The following is a 15,348-nucleotide window of genomic DNA, read 5'->3' on the forward strand; positions in this document are numbered from 1 at the left end:
CTCATTCTCACCCACCAGTATGGACAGGCCGAGGGAGATTTAATCGCCGTCATGCCGGATTTTTTGGATGTTCGCGCACACGACCCGCGGAATCCCCGCCAAGTCGTCTGTTACATCCACTCGTACCTCCATTGGTAATTGTTGAAGCATCTCAGCCACCGCGTCACTTTGACCCGCTCCCACTTCCATCGCCACCAAAGCCGGATCATCCAACACATCCGGCAACTGCCCGACAATGCGTCGGTAAACATCCAACCCGTCGATACCGCCGTCCAAAGCCAAAACCGGTTCAAAGTCACGCACCCGCTTTGCCAGTGTGGGGATGACATCGCGCGGGATGTACGGAGGATTGGAAACGACCACCTGGGCATGTTTTCCCGATGTGACCAGCGGTTCCAGCAAATCCCCCTGTCGCCACACGATCCGACTTTCGACACCGTGGCGTGCCGCATTGGCTTGCGCCGTCGCAAGGGCTTGGGGGGAAAGATCGATGGCCCACACTTCCCAATGCGGGCGCTCGCACGCCAATGTGACGGCGATGGCACCGCTTCCCGTGCCGATATCCACCACACGAACGGGACGGCGCCCAAAAATCCGATCCGCCTCCGCCAATACCCGTTCCACCAAGATTTCCGTCTCCGGACGGGGAATCAACACCGAAGGATCGACACGAAACGAGCGGCCAAAAAAGGCCTGCTCACCGATCAGATATTGCAGCGGTTCCCCTGCCGCGGCACGCATCACCCACGTTTGGAAACGATCAGCTGCTTCCTCCGGCACGGGTTCGTCCATCCGGGTGAAAAAACGGGTGCGATCCCACTCCAATGCACTCCGCAACAGCAATTCGGATTCGAACCAAGCTGGCTCGCCCTGTTCTCCCAGACGTTCCGCCGCCCATCTGTAAGCCTTTTTTACACTTGAAAAAGCAGACATCCACGTTTCACCTTCTCTTCCAAAACGTCCGCAAACAAAAAGGGGAAGAGACTGCTGAAAAAATCGGTTGTGCCGTTTTCCTCTCGCTCCTTTTTCGACAAGCACAGGTTACTCGCGGGAAAACGCCTACCCTCTGTCAGAGGAACGGACCGAATTTCCCTCGAGCAACTCCGAAGCGCATCTGGTGAATACTGACCTCCTTGCTTTTCCGGCTCGCTCCACCTGCTGCAAGGAAACCAATGATGACCGCTTTGACCCGGTCAGCGCAGGACGCGGGCAAAAAGCGCTTCGCTTTGGGAAAATCGCCCGCGATTTCAATCCTGCGTTTCCCGAGTCCCGCTTACCTGAATAAGCATCGCTCCCTTGCGGAACAGCCAACACGCCCCGGCTGCCGCCACGGAGCGGAGAAGGGAATGGGTGCCCGCCGGCTTGTTGATCAACCTGGTGCATCACCCAATGGGCTGGTGAATGGGGTCAGGCAAGCCTGCACTGCTTCGAGACGGGACAACACGGAAACTCCGGGGAATGGCCCGATCTCCTGCGCTATTCGCCTCACGGCCCAAGGCATCTACAAGCGGGCCTCATTCCGCCTTTTTCAACAGCTCCGCCTGTTCATGCAACGTCAACGCATCGATGATCTCGTCCAATTCGCCGTCCAGCACTTGATCCAATTTGTGCAGCGTCAAACCGATCCGGTGATCGGTTACACGGCTTTGCGGGAAATTGTACGTCCGAATCCGTTCACTCCGATCGCCCGTACCCACTTGGCTCTTCCGGGCATCAGCCAGTTTGGCATGCTCCTCTTGCTGCATTTTGTCCAACAGACGGGCACGCAACACGCGCATCGCCTTTTCCCGGTTTTTGATCTGGGATTTCTCGTCTTGGCATGAGACGACAATGCCGGTCGGCAAGTGGGTGATGCGTACCGCCGATTTGGTCGTGTTCACGCTTTGTCCGCCCGGCCCGCTGGAGCAGAAGGTGTCGATGCGGATATCTTTGTCGTGAATCTCCACTTCCACTTCTTCCGCTTCAGGCAACACCGCCACCGTCGCGGTCGACGTGTGGATGCGACCGCCCGATTCCGTCTCCGGTACCCGTTGAACCCGATGCGCGCCGCTTTCATACTTGAGCCGGCTGTATGCACGATGTCCCTGTACGGAAAAGATGACCTCTTTAAACCCGCCCAATCCGGTGGGATTCGCATCCAGCACTTCGGTCTTCCACCCTTGGCGTTCGGCGTACCGGGTGTACATCCGAAACAAATCGGCCGCAAACAACGCCGCTTCCTCGCCGCCGGCCGCTCCGCGAATTTCGACGATCACGTTTTTCTCATCGTTGGGGTCCTTGGGCAGCAGCAGGATGCGCAAGCGCTCTTCCAACTGTTGCTTGCGGTCGCTGAGTTCGTCAATTTCCGCCTTGACCAGTTCATACATCTCGTCGTCCAATTTTTCCTGCAACATGGCCCGGGCATCGCTCAGTTGTTCGGTTACCCGCTTGTATTCGCTATAAGCCTGATATTTCTCTTCCAAGTCGGCTTGCTCCTTGGAATATTTGCGCAACAACTCAGGATTATTGATCACCCGGGGATCGCAGAGCAATTGGCTCAGCTCTTCGTAACGCTCCCGGATTGATTCCAATCGGTCCAACACGGATGATTCACTCCCAATCCGAAAGGAAATGCCGAGATCAGGTCTCGCATCACTTTATAATATCATACCGATTCTTGCAACGGAATGGACAACCATCATGACGATGATCAAACCGCCCTTTTTCTGTATCGCATGAGCGTTTGTTGGTAAAATAAAGTGGAAACGGATGAACACACCTCGTGCGAAGAAAGGGTGAAACAGTGGAAATCGTCGTTCTCTTGCTGCTATTTCTGCCTCTTTTCGTCATCATGTGGTTTGCCAACCGGGCGGACAGGGCCCGTTTGTCCGACGAAAGCACGGGGACGGTTTGGGCCGTCTTCTGTTATCTGTCACTCGTCCTGCTGCATTTGCTGGTTTTGGGAATGGTGAGCCTGCTGAGCTTGTTGACCTCTCTCGCCGCATCCACTCCGATTCCGTCCGGCATGCCAGGCCCCCGTATCGATACAGCCATGTTGGAAGGGTTGAACCGGGCTGAAGTGGTTGTGATGGTGACGACACTGGCCGGGCTCATCGTATTGTTGCCGTTCGTCCGCCGTCTGATCGCCCGCGTTATTCCCATCGATTCATCCAGTCGGGTTCATGCGGCGGCCTTATCGTTGTCGGCACTGATCTTTGCCTATTTATTGACAACTGTGGCACTCGGCCTGGACAACATCGCCAAGTGGAACGAAGCCGCGCCACGCTCAACCGCCGGTACCGTCTCTTCCATCTGGGCACAGGATATCCTGTTGGCCTTGCTCGCCATGGTCGGGGTAGGCTGGTTGGCACGCCGCCGATTTGGTGACGCTTTGCAACGTCTTGGCATTGTCAAGCCCAGTCTGCGCCAATTGGGATCAGGCGTCGGCATTGGTTTGGCGATGGTGGTCGTCGCTCAGATTGTGGAACAATTACTGTATGCAGCCGGTATCCCCGTCGATCCGCATGTGGAAAAAGTGACCGAGCAAGTGATCGGACCGCTGTTCTCCTCCATTCCGGGCATCCTCACCCTGGGATTGGCGGCAGCACTGGGTGAAGAAAGCCTCTTTCGGGGAGCATTGCAACCACGGTTCGGGATTTTGTTCACTTCCGTTCTGTTTTCGTTTATCCACAGTAATTACGGGCTGTCCATCTCTACGCTGATCGTGTTCCTTCTCGGACTGGTGCTGGGATGGATTCGCCGTCAACACAACACCGTCACGTCGATGGCCGTACACGCCACGTACAACATCACGCTGGGTATATTGGCACAATTTCTTCGTTGAACAACAAAGGACCGGTGATCCGGTCCTCAAGTCGTTGACAAAGTTCGCGGGGTCCGATTCGCTCCGTCACGACAACGAGCGTCGACGACGGGAAATTCGGGCCCGCTCCCCGAAAGGCGGGTGGCTGTGTTCCCGCAGGCGACCTTTGAGATAAGTGAGACAGTAGCAAACAGGAAAACGTCAGATCGCTTCAGAACCGCCGATCCGGTCCTTTGACGCTCACGACCGAAACGGATTGAGCCATTCCAACCAGCCACTTCGCCAACGCACGTGGATGCGGTAACGGGGCACGGCCACCGACAAGCGGCGGTATACCTCCTGTTTGACAGCCGTTTTCTCGGCTGCTGTTAAGCCGGGTTCGGGCACGATGGAGACGTGTGCATTGCCACCCAATACCTCCACGGTGGCGTCACGGACTCCCCTCACCTGCTTGGCCATCCGGGCCAGACGATGCATATCGCCTGTCACTGTATGCGTGTACCAGTCACCTACCCTCAGATTGGGATTGGCGTTGGTGATGCCCATATAACCGTCATCCCGGTTGAAGCGATGAGCCTCGTTTCGATTCGCGGCCCGCTCGTAAGTAACATGACCCGCCCCGTTTTTCGCCGTGCCTTCGCGATTGGCGGGTCCACATGATGTGCATACCAAACTGAGTAAGACCAAACTCCCGATCCACCAGTCAATCCGTCGCATTCATACCCACCTCCTGGGAGTAGTGTGCGCAATGCGACGGAAAATTAGTGGTCGGCCTCAGGAATGTGTCACCATGCGATCCGCTTCCACCACTTCGTGGCAATGGCGGCAACGCGCCTCATACTGCTCCTTGGCCCCAACCTGAATCACCGGCTCTTCCGAAGAAGCGGGCTTTCCGTTGACCAAACGCTGGGTCCGCCCGGCAGGCCCGCCACATTTTACACAGATCGCCTGCAATTTGGTCACATACTCAGCCAAGGCCAACAAGGTGGGAGTGGGGCCGAACGGCCGCCCGCGGAAATCCTGGTCCAATCCGGCGCAAATCACACGCACACCGCGATCGGCCAACTGCTGGCAGACGTCCACGATTTCATCTTCAAAAAATTGAACTTCATCGATGGCGACCACATTGACATCATCCGTCACTTGTTCCATGATCGCCTTGGCGCTCCGAACCGGAACTGCCGCAGTATGTACGCCGTTGTGCGAAGTGACCGCCTCCGGGTGATAACGGTCATCGATCGCCGGCTTGAACACCTCGACTTTTTGTTTGGCAATGCGCGCTCTCCGTACGCGTCGGATGAGTTCCTCACTCTTGCCCGAAAACATGCCCCCGCAGATGACTTCGATCCACCCTTCCCTGTGCCGAACATGATGTTCCATCCATTCTTCTCCTCCAGGTCTGGTTTGAAGTCGCGAAGACTATTGTATCACAGTCCGCTCGTCACTTTTGGGGTTCGCAACGCAAAAATCCCTGACAACTCCTGCCACCGGATTGACCTCTCATTGTATTCCCGATGAGGGCATCCGGTTCCTCCGTGACAAAAAGAAAACAGGCAAGCGTCTCGGCTTGCCTGTTTCGAATCCCGTACGGATCAGTTGAGGTTGTATTTCTTTTTGAACCGGTCCACACGTCCGCCCGTGTTGACCATTTTTTGTTTCCCCGTGAAGAAAGGATGACATTCCGAGCAAATGTCCACACGGAGGTTTTCCTTGGTCGAACCCGTTTCAAAGGTGTTTCCGCACGCACAGGTTACTTTCGTCAATTTATATTCGGGATGAATCGCCATTTTCATTTACTCTCACCTCTTTTCCAGCCGGCTGTTCACATGGCGAATCGGCTTCCGCACATAAACACGAGCTATTATAGCACGATCACCCCATGCTTGCAACCGGCAAGAGGTGCCATCCATCGGTTGCGGGATCCCTAACTGCCCCACCGAGGAAATGTCCTGATTGAACACAAGAGTGAAAAGAAATATATCGATGATTCCCTTCGTTTTATGGAAGAACGCTTAATGGATTAATCGGCTTGTCGCCTCGGCGCACTTCAAAATGAAGATGAACGCCTGTAGCGTGACCGGTCTGTCCCATGTATCCCAATGGTGAACCGGTTGCCAAAAATTGACCTTTTGAGACCGTGATGCGACTCAGGTGCGCATAATAGGTCACCCAGCCGTTCCCGTGGTCGAGTATCACCAGATTGCCATACCCGTTGGCATAGCCCGCCCGTGCCACGACCCCACCCCACGCCGAGCGGATGACACAACGTTGGCGCTGTTCATTCCATATATCGATGCCGGTGTGCATCCTTCCGTTCCGCCATCCGTAACGGCTGGTGATTTGTCCTACGACAGGCCATCGAAACGAAATGACCCCCTGTGAAACTTGCGATCGACTGGCCAACTGCACTCCTGATTTCGACTTGACCGCCACTTTCACCGTTTTCTTTTCGGCCGGAGGTGACGGTATCTTCAATTGGATGGGCATGGCGAGCACTTGACCCACATACACTTCTACCGACAGATCGACATGGGGATTGAGCCTTCCGATCACTTCCGAGGTGGTTTTGAACTGTTCGGCCAACGTCTTTAACGTTTGGCCCTCCTGAACGCGTATCCACTTTTTGGACAACGGGAGTTTCAGCTTCTGCCCCACCTTCAGTCGATTGGCATCCGGAAGACGATTGAAAAGGGAAACGCGTTCAAACGGTAAGCCATATCGTTTGCTGATACTGTAAAGCGTATCACCGGTCTTCACTTCATATAAAAGTGGCTGGAGTTTCTCTTGGGCAGCCAGATTCCCCTGCGCAATCGTCACTATGGGACTCATATACTGAAACAATACCTGCTGTGCCACATGTTCTTTGGCCCATTGCGGCGTTTTGGGCTGAAGGTCCATCGCCGCGTGAGTGGTTTGCGTCTCACCCATCATCCATCCGGCTGTTGCGATTGACAATGAGGAAGCCAACCATGCGGTTTTACCCGGCATCACATCACCTCGCATTTTGTTGATCGGGAAATTTCATCCCAACCCATGTTTATGCGAGGAGATGCGATTCTATCACCCGATATGATCCGTCAGTCTCAGGAAGCCGTTGTGGAACGACGCGGACGCGGTTCCAGCGTGGCCAAAAACTCCGCATTCGTCTTCGTGCTGGCCAGTTTGCGGAGGAATGCTTCGATATATTCCGGCGTATCCTGCATCGTTTTCCGCAACATCCACAATTTCTCCAGTTCCGATTTGCTGAGCAACAACTCTTCGCGACGCGTACCGGAACGACGGATGTCGATCGCCGGAAAAATCCGCCGTTCGGCCAATTTTCGGTCCAGATGCAACTCCAGGTTTCCGGTTCCCTTGAACTCTTCATAAATCACATCGTCCATCCGCGATCCGGTATCGATCAACGCCGTCGCCAAAATGGTCAGGCTCCCGCCTTCTTCTATGTTGCGAGCGGCACCGAAGAACCGCTTGGGACGATGGAATGCTGCCGGATCGATCCCGCCGGACAACGTCCTTCCGCTCGGCGGAATCACCAAATTGTACGCCCGAGCCAATCGTGTGATGCTGTCCAACAGGATGACCACGTCTTTTTTGTGTTCCACCAGACGTTGAGCCCGTTCCAACACCAGTTCAGCCACTTTGATATGGTTTTCCGGCACTTCATCGAAGGTGGAGCTGACCACTTCCCCTTTGACGGAACGCTGCATGTCCGTCACTTCCTCCGGACGCTCGTCGATCAACAGCACGAACAACTCAATATCCGGATAGTTGGTCGAAATGCTGTTGGCAATCTCCTTCAACAACATGGTTTTACCCGCCTTGGGCTGTGCCACGATCAATCCGCGCTGACCCATTCCGACCGGGGCGATCAAATCCATGATGCGGGTAGAGAGCTTGTCCGGGCTTGTCTCCAAGAGGAGCCTGCGTTGGGGATACAGAGGAGTAAGTGCGGGGAAGTGCAATCGTTCTGCCGCCTGTTCCGGGTCCATACCGTTGACGGCTTCCACGTGCAACAGGCCGAAATACCGCTCATTTTCCTTCGGCGGCCTCACTTTCCCGGATACCAGATCCCCGGGTCGTAAATCAAACCGACGGATTTGCGAGGCGGAGATGTAGATATCTTCGGAAGACGGCAGATAATTGATCGGCCGTAAAAAACCGTATCCCTCGGGGAGAATGTCCAACACGCCTTCCATAAACATGAGTCCGTCCCGCTCCGCCTGTGCTTTGAGAATCGCAAATATCAGCTCTTTCTTTTTCATTTGGCTGTAATACGGGATCTGATACTCTTTCGCCAGTTTGTACAAGTCCGTCAATCGGCGATTCTCCAGATCGCTGAGCGACATATCCATCGCCATCATTCACCACGCTCTTGATATTTGATATTTTGCTGTGCGTCCTCCATCCATCATAACCGGATAGACGGAGGACTATTCCATCTTTCTATTGTGACGTACTCCCCCGACTAAATCCAGAGGGATTTTCAATCGTTTATTCTACAACAAAGTTCGGCTTTTTCTCCAATCGATGTTTGGCCTCGATGAAACGAACCGTACCCGTTTTGGCCCGCATGACCAACGAGTGGGTGGTCGCGGTGGTGCCTTTGTAACGGACGCCGCGCAACAGTTCACCATCGGTGACACCCGTGGCGGCAAAAATGGCGTCGTCCCCCTTTACCATATCTTCGAGCCGTAATACTTTGCTCGGGTCTTCGATGCCCATTTTCTTGCACCGTTCCAATTGCTCCTCATTTTCCGGCAACAGGCGCCCCTGAATCTCGCCGCCCAGGCATTTCAGCGCGACTGCCGCCAATACGCCTTCGGGCGCCCCGCCTGAACCGAACAGAATATCCACACCGGTGTCGGGGAATGCCGTATTGATCGCCGCGGCCACATCTCCGTCAGAGATCAGCTTGATCCTCGCACCTGCGCGCCGTACCTCTTCGATCAACTTGGCATGACGTGGCCGGTCCAGGATGACGGCCACCAAATCTTCCATGTCTTTGCCCAATGCCTGAGCCACCGCTTTCAGGTTGTCCTTCACCGGCGCGTCGATGTCCACCTTTCCCACTGCCGCCGGACCGACGGCGATTTTTTGCATGTACATGTCCGGGGCGTGCAGCAAATCACCGCGATTGGCCACCGCCACGACGGACAACGCGTTCCACAAGCCCTTGGCGACGATGTTGGTCCCTTCCAAAGGGTCAACGGCCACATCCACTTCCGGCAAGTAACCGAGACCCAAACGTTCTCCGATATACAACATCGGCGCCTCGTCCATTTCCCCTTCACCGATCACGACCGTGCCACGCATCGGGATCGTGTCGAAAACCTTGCGCATGGCAGTGGTCGCCGCTTCATCCGCTTCATCCTTTTTTCCGAATCCCATCCACCGTCCACTGGCGATGGCCGCCGCTTCCGTCACGCGCACCAATTCCATCGTCAAACTGCGTTCCATCCTGTCAACCCCCTGATCCATTCTTCATTCCATTCTGCGGTGAATACGCTTCCGCAACGACGGAACTCTCCGATACTGATTGATCCGTTTCCATGGGAATCATCGGTATAATGTAGCACAATTCATTTATATGTTACACTATTTTTGCGGAAGTGCGAAGAACAGGATAAAAAATGGACAGAAACTGGAAAAAATCAAGGGGGTTGACCACGTGACGGGCAACTGCCAATATGATACCGCCTCTTCAGAAGAAGTTACAGGTCCGTCCGGGGATTTTTCAGAGATAAGGAGAATCATTTTTTAACGTACGACCAGAACCCGGATCAAAACGGAGGTGAGAGACTCCCCGGACGCCGGGAGACGGAATAAATGCGGGATGTCCTGCTTACGACCGCCAAATTTCCGCTCCCAACGATCTTAATTTCTCCTCCAGTCGCTCATATCCTCTATCGATGTATCCCACTCCGGCAATTTCTGTTTCTCCCTCCGCCGCCAGCCCCGCAATCACCAATGAAGCCCCTGCCCGCAAATCGGTCGCAGTGACGGAGGTGCCGTACAACGGTGTCGAACCTTCCACGATCGCTGTCGTGCCCGCAACACGGATCCGGGCACCCATCCGTGCCAACTCAGGCACCTGCTTGAAACGGGCGGAATAAATGTTTTCCGTCACCACACTGACCCCTTCGGCCTGCGTTAACAATGCGGTAAGGGGTTGTTGCAGGTCAGTGGGGAAACCGGGATACGGCGCCGTTTTGACGTCAACAGCCCGATAGCGGCTGCCGCCTTGTACCCAAACGGTTTCATCGTCCTCCCGCACACGCACTCCCATCTCCCGCAATTTGGCCGTAAGCGGTTCCAGGTGTCTGGGGATCACCTGCTCGACGCTCACTTCGCCTCTCGTGGCGGCGGCGGCGATCAAATAGGTACCCGCTTCGATCCGATCAGGAATGATCGCGTGACGGCATCCTCTCAAACGGGACACGCCACGGATGCGGATCACATCCGTTCCTGCTCCTTTGATCTGTGCTCCCATGGTGTTCAAAAAGGTAGCCACGTCCACGATTTCCGGCTCCTTGGCCGCATTTTCGATCACCGTGACCCCCCTTGCCCGGACGGCGGCCAACATAATGTTGATCGTTGCCCCGACACTGACGACGTCCAAAAAGATACGGGCACCCGTCAACTCCGGGGCATGAACATGCAAAATTCCCCCCGACTGTCGCACGGTTGCCCCCAGCGCCCTAAATCCCTTGATGTGTTGGTCAATGGGGCGCGGACCGAGATCGCACCCGCCGGGCAGGCCGATCGAAACTTCCCCGAAACGCCCGAGCAAAGCTCCGATCAGATAGTAGGAAGCCCGCAATTTTTTTACCTTGTTATCCGGCAACGGGATGGGTGACAACCGACTCGGATCAACGGACAAGCACCTTCCGTCCTTCGTCACCACAGCACCGAGATCACGCAATATTTCGGCATATACATCTACATCGCGAATCTCGGGCAAATTCTCGATCTCGCAACCGGACTCCGCCAGTACCGTCGCCGGTATGACGGCCACCGCGCTGTTCTTCGCCCCGCCGATTTGCACGCGGCCGATCAGCGGACGTCCGCCTTTGATTTTCAAGGTCTTCATCAGCATCCGTCCCTTTCAGTCCCGTCTGATCAATCCGTTCTACGGGGGAGCCTACCCTTTCGCTGCAGTAACACCTTGGGAGAACCGCTTCCGTCTCGAAAAAGGCTCCGGCGGTCAGCATCGCTGTACCGCCGGATATCGTTGCATCAGTTCGACGAAACGATCATGCTTTTTGATGTTGCTTCGCTTTTTCCCAATCCGCCAAGAACCGCTCAATTCCCTGATCCGTGAGCGGATGTTTGGCCATCTGCTGCATCACTTTGAACGGCATGGTGGCAATGTGCGCACCACTTTGGGCAGCCAGCGTGACATGCACCGGATTGCGAATACTGGCAGCGATGATTTCGGTTTCGATCCCGTGCAGATCGAAAATCTCGGCGATCTGCCCGATCAGTTGACTGCCGTCATGGTTGATATCGTCCAATCGGCCGATGAACGGACTGACATACGTCGCTCCGGCCCGGGCAGCCATCAGTGCTTGGTTGGCGGAGAACACCAACGTGACATTGGTCGGAATCCCTTTTTTGGCAAAGTGATGGACCGCCTTCAGCCCTTCCGTCGTCATCGGTACCTTGATGTTGATCCGATCGGACAACGCGGCCAACGGCTCTCCTTCCCGGATCATCCCTTCAGCATCCAGACTCAGCACTTCCGCACTGACCGGACCGTCGACGATCTGCAGGATTTCTTTGAGCACCTCGACGAAATCGCGTCCTTCCTTAGCCACCAAACTGGGGTTGGTCGTCACACCGGACACGATCCCCCATGAAGCAGCTTCACGGATTTCGTCCACATTGGCCGAGTCAATGAAAAATTTCACCACACTCATCTCCTTGTGTCATCGAAATGACAACGACATCCCCCATCAGGCTTTGCCGGCGCTGCCGAACAGACGGATTTTGCCGCGGACGACCTCCACCATCGCGTCGCGAGCCGGTCCGAGGTATTTGCGCGGATCGATCACGTCCGGTTTGGCATTCAGGATTTCCCGGATGGTGTTGGTACAAGCCACTTGGTTCTCGGTGTTGACGTTGATTTTGCCGACACCGAGCGAAATCGCCTTGCGAATCGACTCGTCCGGCACACCGGAACCGCCGTGGAGCACGATCGGTGCCTCGATGTTTTTGCTCACTTTCTCAATGATGTCAAAGCGGATTTTCGGTTCCCCTTTGTACATTCCGTGTGCCGTACCCACAGCGATCGCCATCGCATCCACTTTCGTTTCTTCCCAGAAACGGATGGCGTCATCCGGGTTGGCCAGTTGCGCATCTTCTTCATCGACGCTCAGATCGTCTTCCACCCCACCGATCGTTCCCAGCTCGCCTTCTACGGAAACCCCGACGGCATGGGCCGCTTTCACCACTTCTTTGGTCAGACGGATGTTCTCTTCCAGCGGATAGTGGGAACCGTCGAACATCACGGACGAGAAGCCGGCCTGGATACATTTCATCACCATTTCAAAACTGCTGCCGTGATCCAAGTGCAGCGCCACCGGAACTCCCGCTTCCTCCGCGGCCACCCGAGCGAGCGCCACCACGTTTTTCAGACCCATATATTTGATGGCTCCTTCACTGGCGCCGAAAATGAGCGGGGAACGCTCTTCTTTGGCTGCTTGGATGATGGCTTGCGTAAACTCCAAGTTGTTCATGTTGAATTGCCCGACAGCAAAGCCTTCCCGTTTCGCGCGAGGCAAAAATTCTGTCATAGGTACGAGTGGCATAATGATCCTCCTCTGTCTTGCTTCCTTGATATTCCTCTGCCATTATAACATTCCCGACAGAAAAAGGGGATTCCCGTCAACGACGAATCCCCAGTTTCATCCGCGCCTCGTCGGGCGTGGCGATCTCCCGCCCCAGCTCCCGGGCGATGCGTACCACACGCGCCACCAACTGAGCGTTCGTCGCCAACTCACCCTTTCGGTAATAAATATTATCTTCCAAACCGACGCGAACATGCCCGCCCAATACGATCCCCAATACTGACATGGGCAATTGCGCCCTGCCGATACCGGCGACGGTCCATGTCGCCCCTTCCGGCAGTTGGCGGATCAGATGCAGGAGATGATCGGCCGTAGCCGGGATGCCCCCCGGTACACCCATGACAAAATCGAAATGAAGATGACCCGTAACCAGTCCTTTTTTTACCAATTTCAGTGCATTGTCAATCATTCCCACATCGAAAATCTCAAACTCGGGGCGAACACCGTATTGCTGCATCGTTTCCGCGAATCGCTCCACCATCTCCGGCGGATTGAAAAACACATCCCGTCCGAAATTGACGGAGCCCGTTGTCAATGTGGCCATTTCCGGTGCCAGCGTGACCGGCTGCAGCCGCTCCTCCGCACTCATCCCCACAGCCCCGCCCGTCGACACCTGCACAATGATGTCGCAACGCTTGCGGATTTCCTCGATGGCCTGACGGTACAACTCCCTGTCCTGACTGGGCTTGCCGTCTGCATCGCGCACATGGATGTGCGCAATGGCGGCTCCGGCGGCATGCGCCTCAGCCGCAGCGATGCCGATTTCCTCCGGTGTGACAGGCAGATGCGGCGTATCCTCGCGGGTTACTTCGGCTCCGACCAGTGCGGCAGTGATCATCAGCTTGTCCATGTCACAGCCCCCCGCGTTGACGATCTTTCGGCACGACGCAAGTACCTGTGGCTCTGGTCACGACCAACGGTTTCGTCAATACCCGCGCCGCGGAAGGGACCTTGGGATCGATGTTGCCCTCAATCACTTTATAGGCGGTGAAAGTCATTTTGCGGGATGTATTGCCCACTTTCTCGATCGTTCCCACCGCTTCGATGAAATCGCCAGCAAAAACGGGAGCCAAAAACTCAACGGATTCATACGCCACAAACACCCCTTCGTCCCCGTCATGACGGATCAACAGTTCGGTCGCGACATCGCCAAACAAAGCCAAGATCCGGGCACCGTCAACGAGATTGCCGCTATAATGCGCATCCGCCTGCGACATGCGCACACGTATCGTTGCCGTGAGGTTACTCATTGTTGCCCTCCTTCAGATTCGGCCAAAAAAAAGGCGCCTTTCATCCCTTCCGGCCGCCTTCAAAGACGGAAATGTCCGGCTGATTGGCCCGTTTTCCCGCCACTTGAAAGGCCCGCAGCAACCGAAGGGAGTCAGAGTGCCTCCGGTGATCCCGCGTGTGGATTGTCAAGACGCCAACTGTTTAATTACCTCTGAACGAAGCTCTTCGATATCAAACGGCTTGGTAAAATGGGCAAGCGCCCCCAGTTTGGATGCTTCTGCAACCATATCCAGCTCGCCGTATGCCGTCATCATGATCACTTTGGCCGTGGGATGGATCGGGCGCAGCTGACGCAAGAGTTCGATACCGTCCATACCCGGCATTTTCATGTCCAACAAAATCAGATCCGGACGCTCGCTCTGAATGATCTCCAAAGCCGCTTTGCCATCGGCGGCTTGATAGATGGAAAAACCGTCCCGTGAAAACACTTCTTTCAACAGCACCCGTATGCCGTATTGGTCATCTACCACCAATACCTTTTTATTCGGATTGGACAACTACCGTCCCTCCTTTACCTTCTCCATGCTCAGGGGCCGCCAACATTCCGCTTCCATCAGAGTTGATCCTCAGTGTCGGCACCCTCGTGTTGCCGTCGGCCTGGTTTGCCATGACTCCCTTCCATTCACCCCCTTATCCCGGGTACGGCCTGCATCATGGATGGAAATCCGGGAATCATCCATCTCCAAGTCCTCACATGACCCGACACCCCGGGATCGATCCGGCCGGTCCGACATTCTCGGAATCCGCGAGGATGCCCCAAGTTGCACACGGGTTACCCGATAACGGTTTCATTGTTATATTTCGTGTCCACTGCATCCGATTCCTGCCGACCGCATCCAAAAAAAGCGCAAGAAAAAAGTTCTGCCGAAGCAGAACGTCGGAATCCTTGCGGGGAATCCTTCTTGGTCTCCACATTCAGAGCAATTGTATGCCAATGACTGAGACGACGGCGATCACGATTCCGAGTGAGATAAAGATGATCGGGATGGCGTGTCCTTTCTGATCCATATGCATAAAGGTGAATAGTTGGAGAACCACTTGGATGCAAGCGAAAAAGACAATCAAGGGAACAACGATCGCCATCGGAAGCAGTTTCATTCCCACGGCGATAAATGATGCCGCAGTCAGCACCAACATCCAAACGAATGACCAAACGTGTTTGCGGACACTTTCGTGTCTGTCGGCGCGCGTCTGACTCCCGAGCCGCGCTTGCGGTTTCACTTTTTCCTCTCTCCCTTCGCCCCGTATGACCGGATGTTTTCGCTTGCAGTTATCCTATTAGTTAAAATCATCAGAGTATTCTATAGTCATTATATGGGTAGTACGCTGTAAATGGCAATACTTCCTTTCATATTTTGGACAAAATTGAACACTCCCTCCGCCTACGAGGCGGGGGATTCTCGGGTA

General features: G+C 55.0%; 16 protein-coding genes. 1 reads left to right on the forward strand and 15 read right to left on the reverse strand.

From position 1 onward, the window contains the following. Positions 1-39: 39 nt before the first annotated feature. Together prmC and prfA are read right to left on the reverse strand one after the other, a co-directional pair. On the reverse strand, positions 40-933 hold the full coding sequence (gene prmC / locus JQC72_RS00840) for a peptide chain release factor N(5)-glutamine methyltransferase (protein ID WP_205492215.1): 894 nt from the start codon (positions 931-933) through the stop codon (positions 40-42). Between the two features lie 581 nt (positions 934-1,514). Continuing rightward, complete coding sequence (prfA, locus tag JQC72_RS00845; RefSeq protein WP_205492216.1) at positions 1,515-2,582, reverse strand: peptide chain release factor 1; 1,068 nt, start codon at positions 2,580-2,582, stop codon at positions 1,515-1,517. Between the two features lie 179 nt (positions 2,583-2,761). Here prfA and JQC72_RS16685 point away from each other — a divergent pair, with 179 nt between their 5' ends. Next, complete coding sequence (locus JQC72_RS16685; RefSeq protein WP_205492217.1) at positions 2,762-3,823, forward strand: CPBP family intramembrane glutamic endopeptidase; 1,062 nt, start codon at positions 2,762-2,764, stop codon at positions 3,821-3,823. A gap of 219 nt (positions 3,824-4,042) precedes the next feature. On the opposite strand, the gene JQC72_RS00855 is transcribed toward JQC72_RS16685, so the two are convergent. The 13 genes from JQC72_RS00855 to JQC72_RS00915 all read right to left on the reverse strand — a co-directional run bounded on the left by JQC72_RS00855 (position 4,043) and on the right by JQC72_RS00915 (position 15,162). After that, positions 4,043-4,519, reverse strand: a complete 477-nt coding sequence (locus JQC72_RS00855; RefSeq protein WP_205492218.1) for a hypothetical protein — start codon at positions 4,517-4,519, stop codon at positions 4,043-4,045. Between the two features lie 57 nt (positions 4,520-4,576). Next, entirely contained in the window at positions 4,577-5,182 is a 606-nt protein-coding gene (locus JQC72_RS00860) for a thymidine kinase (protein WP_205492219.1), read from the reverse strand. A 212-nt stretch (positions 5,183-5,394) separates the two neighbouring features. Then, positions 5,395-5,595, reverse strand: coding sequence for a 50S ribosomal protein L31 (rpmE, locus tag JQC72_RS00865; RefSeq protein WP_205492220.1), 201 nt, complete (start codon positions 5,593-5,595; stop codon positions 5,395-5,397). A gap of 205 nt (positions 5,596-5,800) precedes the next feature. Next, a complete protein-coding gene (locus JQC72_RS00870) occupies positions 5,801-6,790 on the reverse strand; it encodes a M23 family metallopeptidase (RefSeq protein WP_205492221.1) in 990 nt (329 codons plus the stop codon). A 95-nt stretch (positions 6,791-6,885) separates the two neighbouring features. Further along, positions 6,886-8,148 carry a transcription termination factor Rho gene (gene rho, locus JQC72_RS00875; protein ID WP_205492250.1) on the reverse strand — a complete coding sequence of 421 codons (1,263 nt, stop codon included), beginning with the start codon at positions 8,146-8,148 and terminating at the stop codon, positions 6,886-6,888. A gap of 145 nt (positions 8,149-8,293) precedes the next feature. Next, a complete protein-coding gene (glpX, locus tag JQC72_RS00880; RefSeq protein ID WP_205492222.1) occupies positions 8,294-9,259 on the reverse strand; it encodes a class II fructose-bisphosphatase in 966 nt (321 codons plus the stop codon). A 385-nt stretch (positions 9,260-9,644) separates the two neighbouring features. Then, the gene (gene murA, locus JQC72_RS00885; protein ID WP_205492223.1) at positions 9,645-10,892 is read right to left on the reverse strand and encodes a UDP-N-acetylglucosamine 1-carboxyvinyltransferase; all 1,248 of its coding nucleotides are present in this window, start codon (positions 10,890-10,892) and stop codon (positions 9,645-9,647) included. Positions 10,893-11,055: 163 nt separating this feature from the next. Further along, a complete protein-coding gene (gene fsa, locus JQC72_RS00890; protein ID WP_205492224.1) occupies positions 11,056-11,712 on the reverse strand; it encodes a fructose-6-phosphate aldolase in 657 nt (218 codons plus the stop codon). Positions 11,713-11,757: 45 nt separating this feature from the next. Continuing rightward, a complete protein-coding gene (locus tag JQC72_RS00895) occupies positions 11,758-12,612 on the reverse strand; it encodes a class II fructose-1,6-bisphosphate aldolase (RefSeq protein ID WP_205492225.1) in 855 nt (284 codons plus the stop codon). A 76-nt stretch (positions 12,613-12,688) separates the two neighbouring features. Next, entirely contained in the window at positions 12,689-13,501 is an 813-nt protein-coding gene (kce, locus tag JQC72_RS00900) for a 3-keto-5-aminohexanoate cleavage enzyme (RefSeq protein ID WP_205492226.1), read from the reverse strand. Between the two features lies 1 nt (position 13,502). Further along, positions 13,503-13,901, reverse strand: a complete 399-nt coding sequence (gene kal, locus JQC72_RS00905; protein WP_205492227.1) for a 3-aminobutyryl-CoA ammonia lyase — start codon at positions 13,899-13,901, stop codon at positions 13,503-13,505. Positions 13,902-14,066: 165 nt separating this feature from the next. Continuing rightward, on the reverse strand, positions 14,067-14,438 hold the full coding sequence (locus JQC72_RS00910; protein ID WP_205492228.1) for a response regulator: 372 nt from the start codon (positions 14,436-14,438) through the stop codon (positions 14,067-14,069). A gap of 418 nt (positions 14,439-14,856) precedes the next feature. Then, positions 14,857-15,162 carry a cytochrome C oxidase subunit IV family protein gene (locus JQC72_RS00915; protein ID WP_205492229.1) on the reverse strand — a complete coding sequence of 102 codons (306 nt, stop codon included), beginning with the start codon at positions 15,160-15,162 and terminating at the stop codon, positions 14,857-14,859. Positions 15,163-15,348: the final 186 nt, after the last annotated feature.

The sequence above is a fragment of the Polycladomyces zharkentensis genome, assembly GCF_016938855.1.
Classification (GTDB): Bacteria; Bacillota; Bacilli; order Thermoactinomycetales; family JIR-001; genus Polycladomyces; species Polycladomyces zharkentensis.

Coding starts and splice junctions, on each gene's coding strand:
- rpmE (WP_205492220.1), bottom strand. CDS start 5,595: ATGAAAATGGCGATTCATCCCGAATATAAATTGACGAAAGTAACCTGT.
- JQC72_RS00860 (WP_205492219.1), bottom strand. CDS start 5,182: ATGGAACATCATGTTCGGCACAGGGAAGGGTGGATCGAAGTCATCTGC.
- prmC (WP_205492215.1), bottom strand. CDS start 933: ATGTCTGCTTTTTCAAGTGTAAAAAAGGCTTACAGATGGGCGGCGGAA.
- glpX (WP_205492222.1), bottom strand. CDS start 9,259: ATGGAACGCAGTTTGACGATGGAATTGGTGCGCGTGACGGAAGCGGCG.
- JQC72_RS00870 (WP_205492221.1), bottom strand. CDS start 6,790: ATGCCGGGTAAAACCGCATGGTTGGCTTCCTCATTGTCAATCGCAACA.
- kal (WP_205492227.1), bottom strand. CDS start 13,901: ATGAGTAACCTCACGGCAACGATACGTGTGCGCATGTCGCAGGCGGAT.
- JQC72_RS00895 (WP_205492225.1), bottom strand. CDS start 12,612: ATGCCACTCGTACCTATGACAGAATTTTTGCCTCGCGCGAAACGGGAA.
- murA (WP_205492223.1), bottom strand. CDS start 10,892: ATGAAGACCTTGAAAATCAAAGGCGGACGTCCGCTGATCGGCCGCGTG.
- JQC72_RS00855 (WP_205492218.1), bottom strand. CDS start 4,519: ATGCGACGGATTGACTGGTGGATCGGGAGTTTGGTCTTACTCAGTTTG.
- rho (WP_205492250.1), bottom strand. CDS start 8,148: ATGTCGCTCAGCGATCTGGAGAATCGCCGATTGACGGACTTGTACAAA.
- kce (WP_205492226.1), bottom strand. CDS start 13,501: ATGGACAAGCTGATGATCACTGCCGCACTGGTCGGAGCCGAAGTAACC.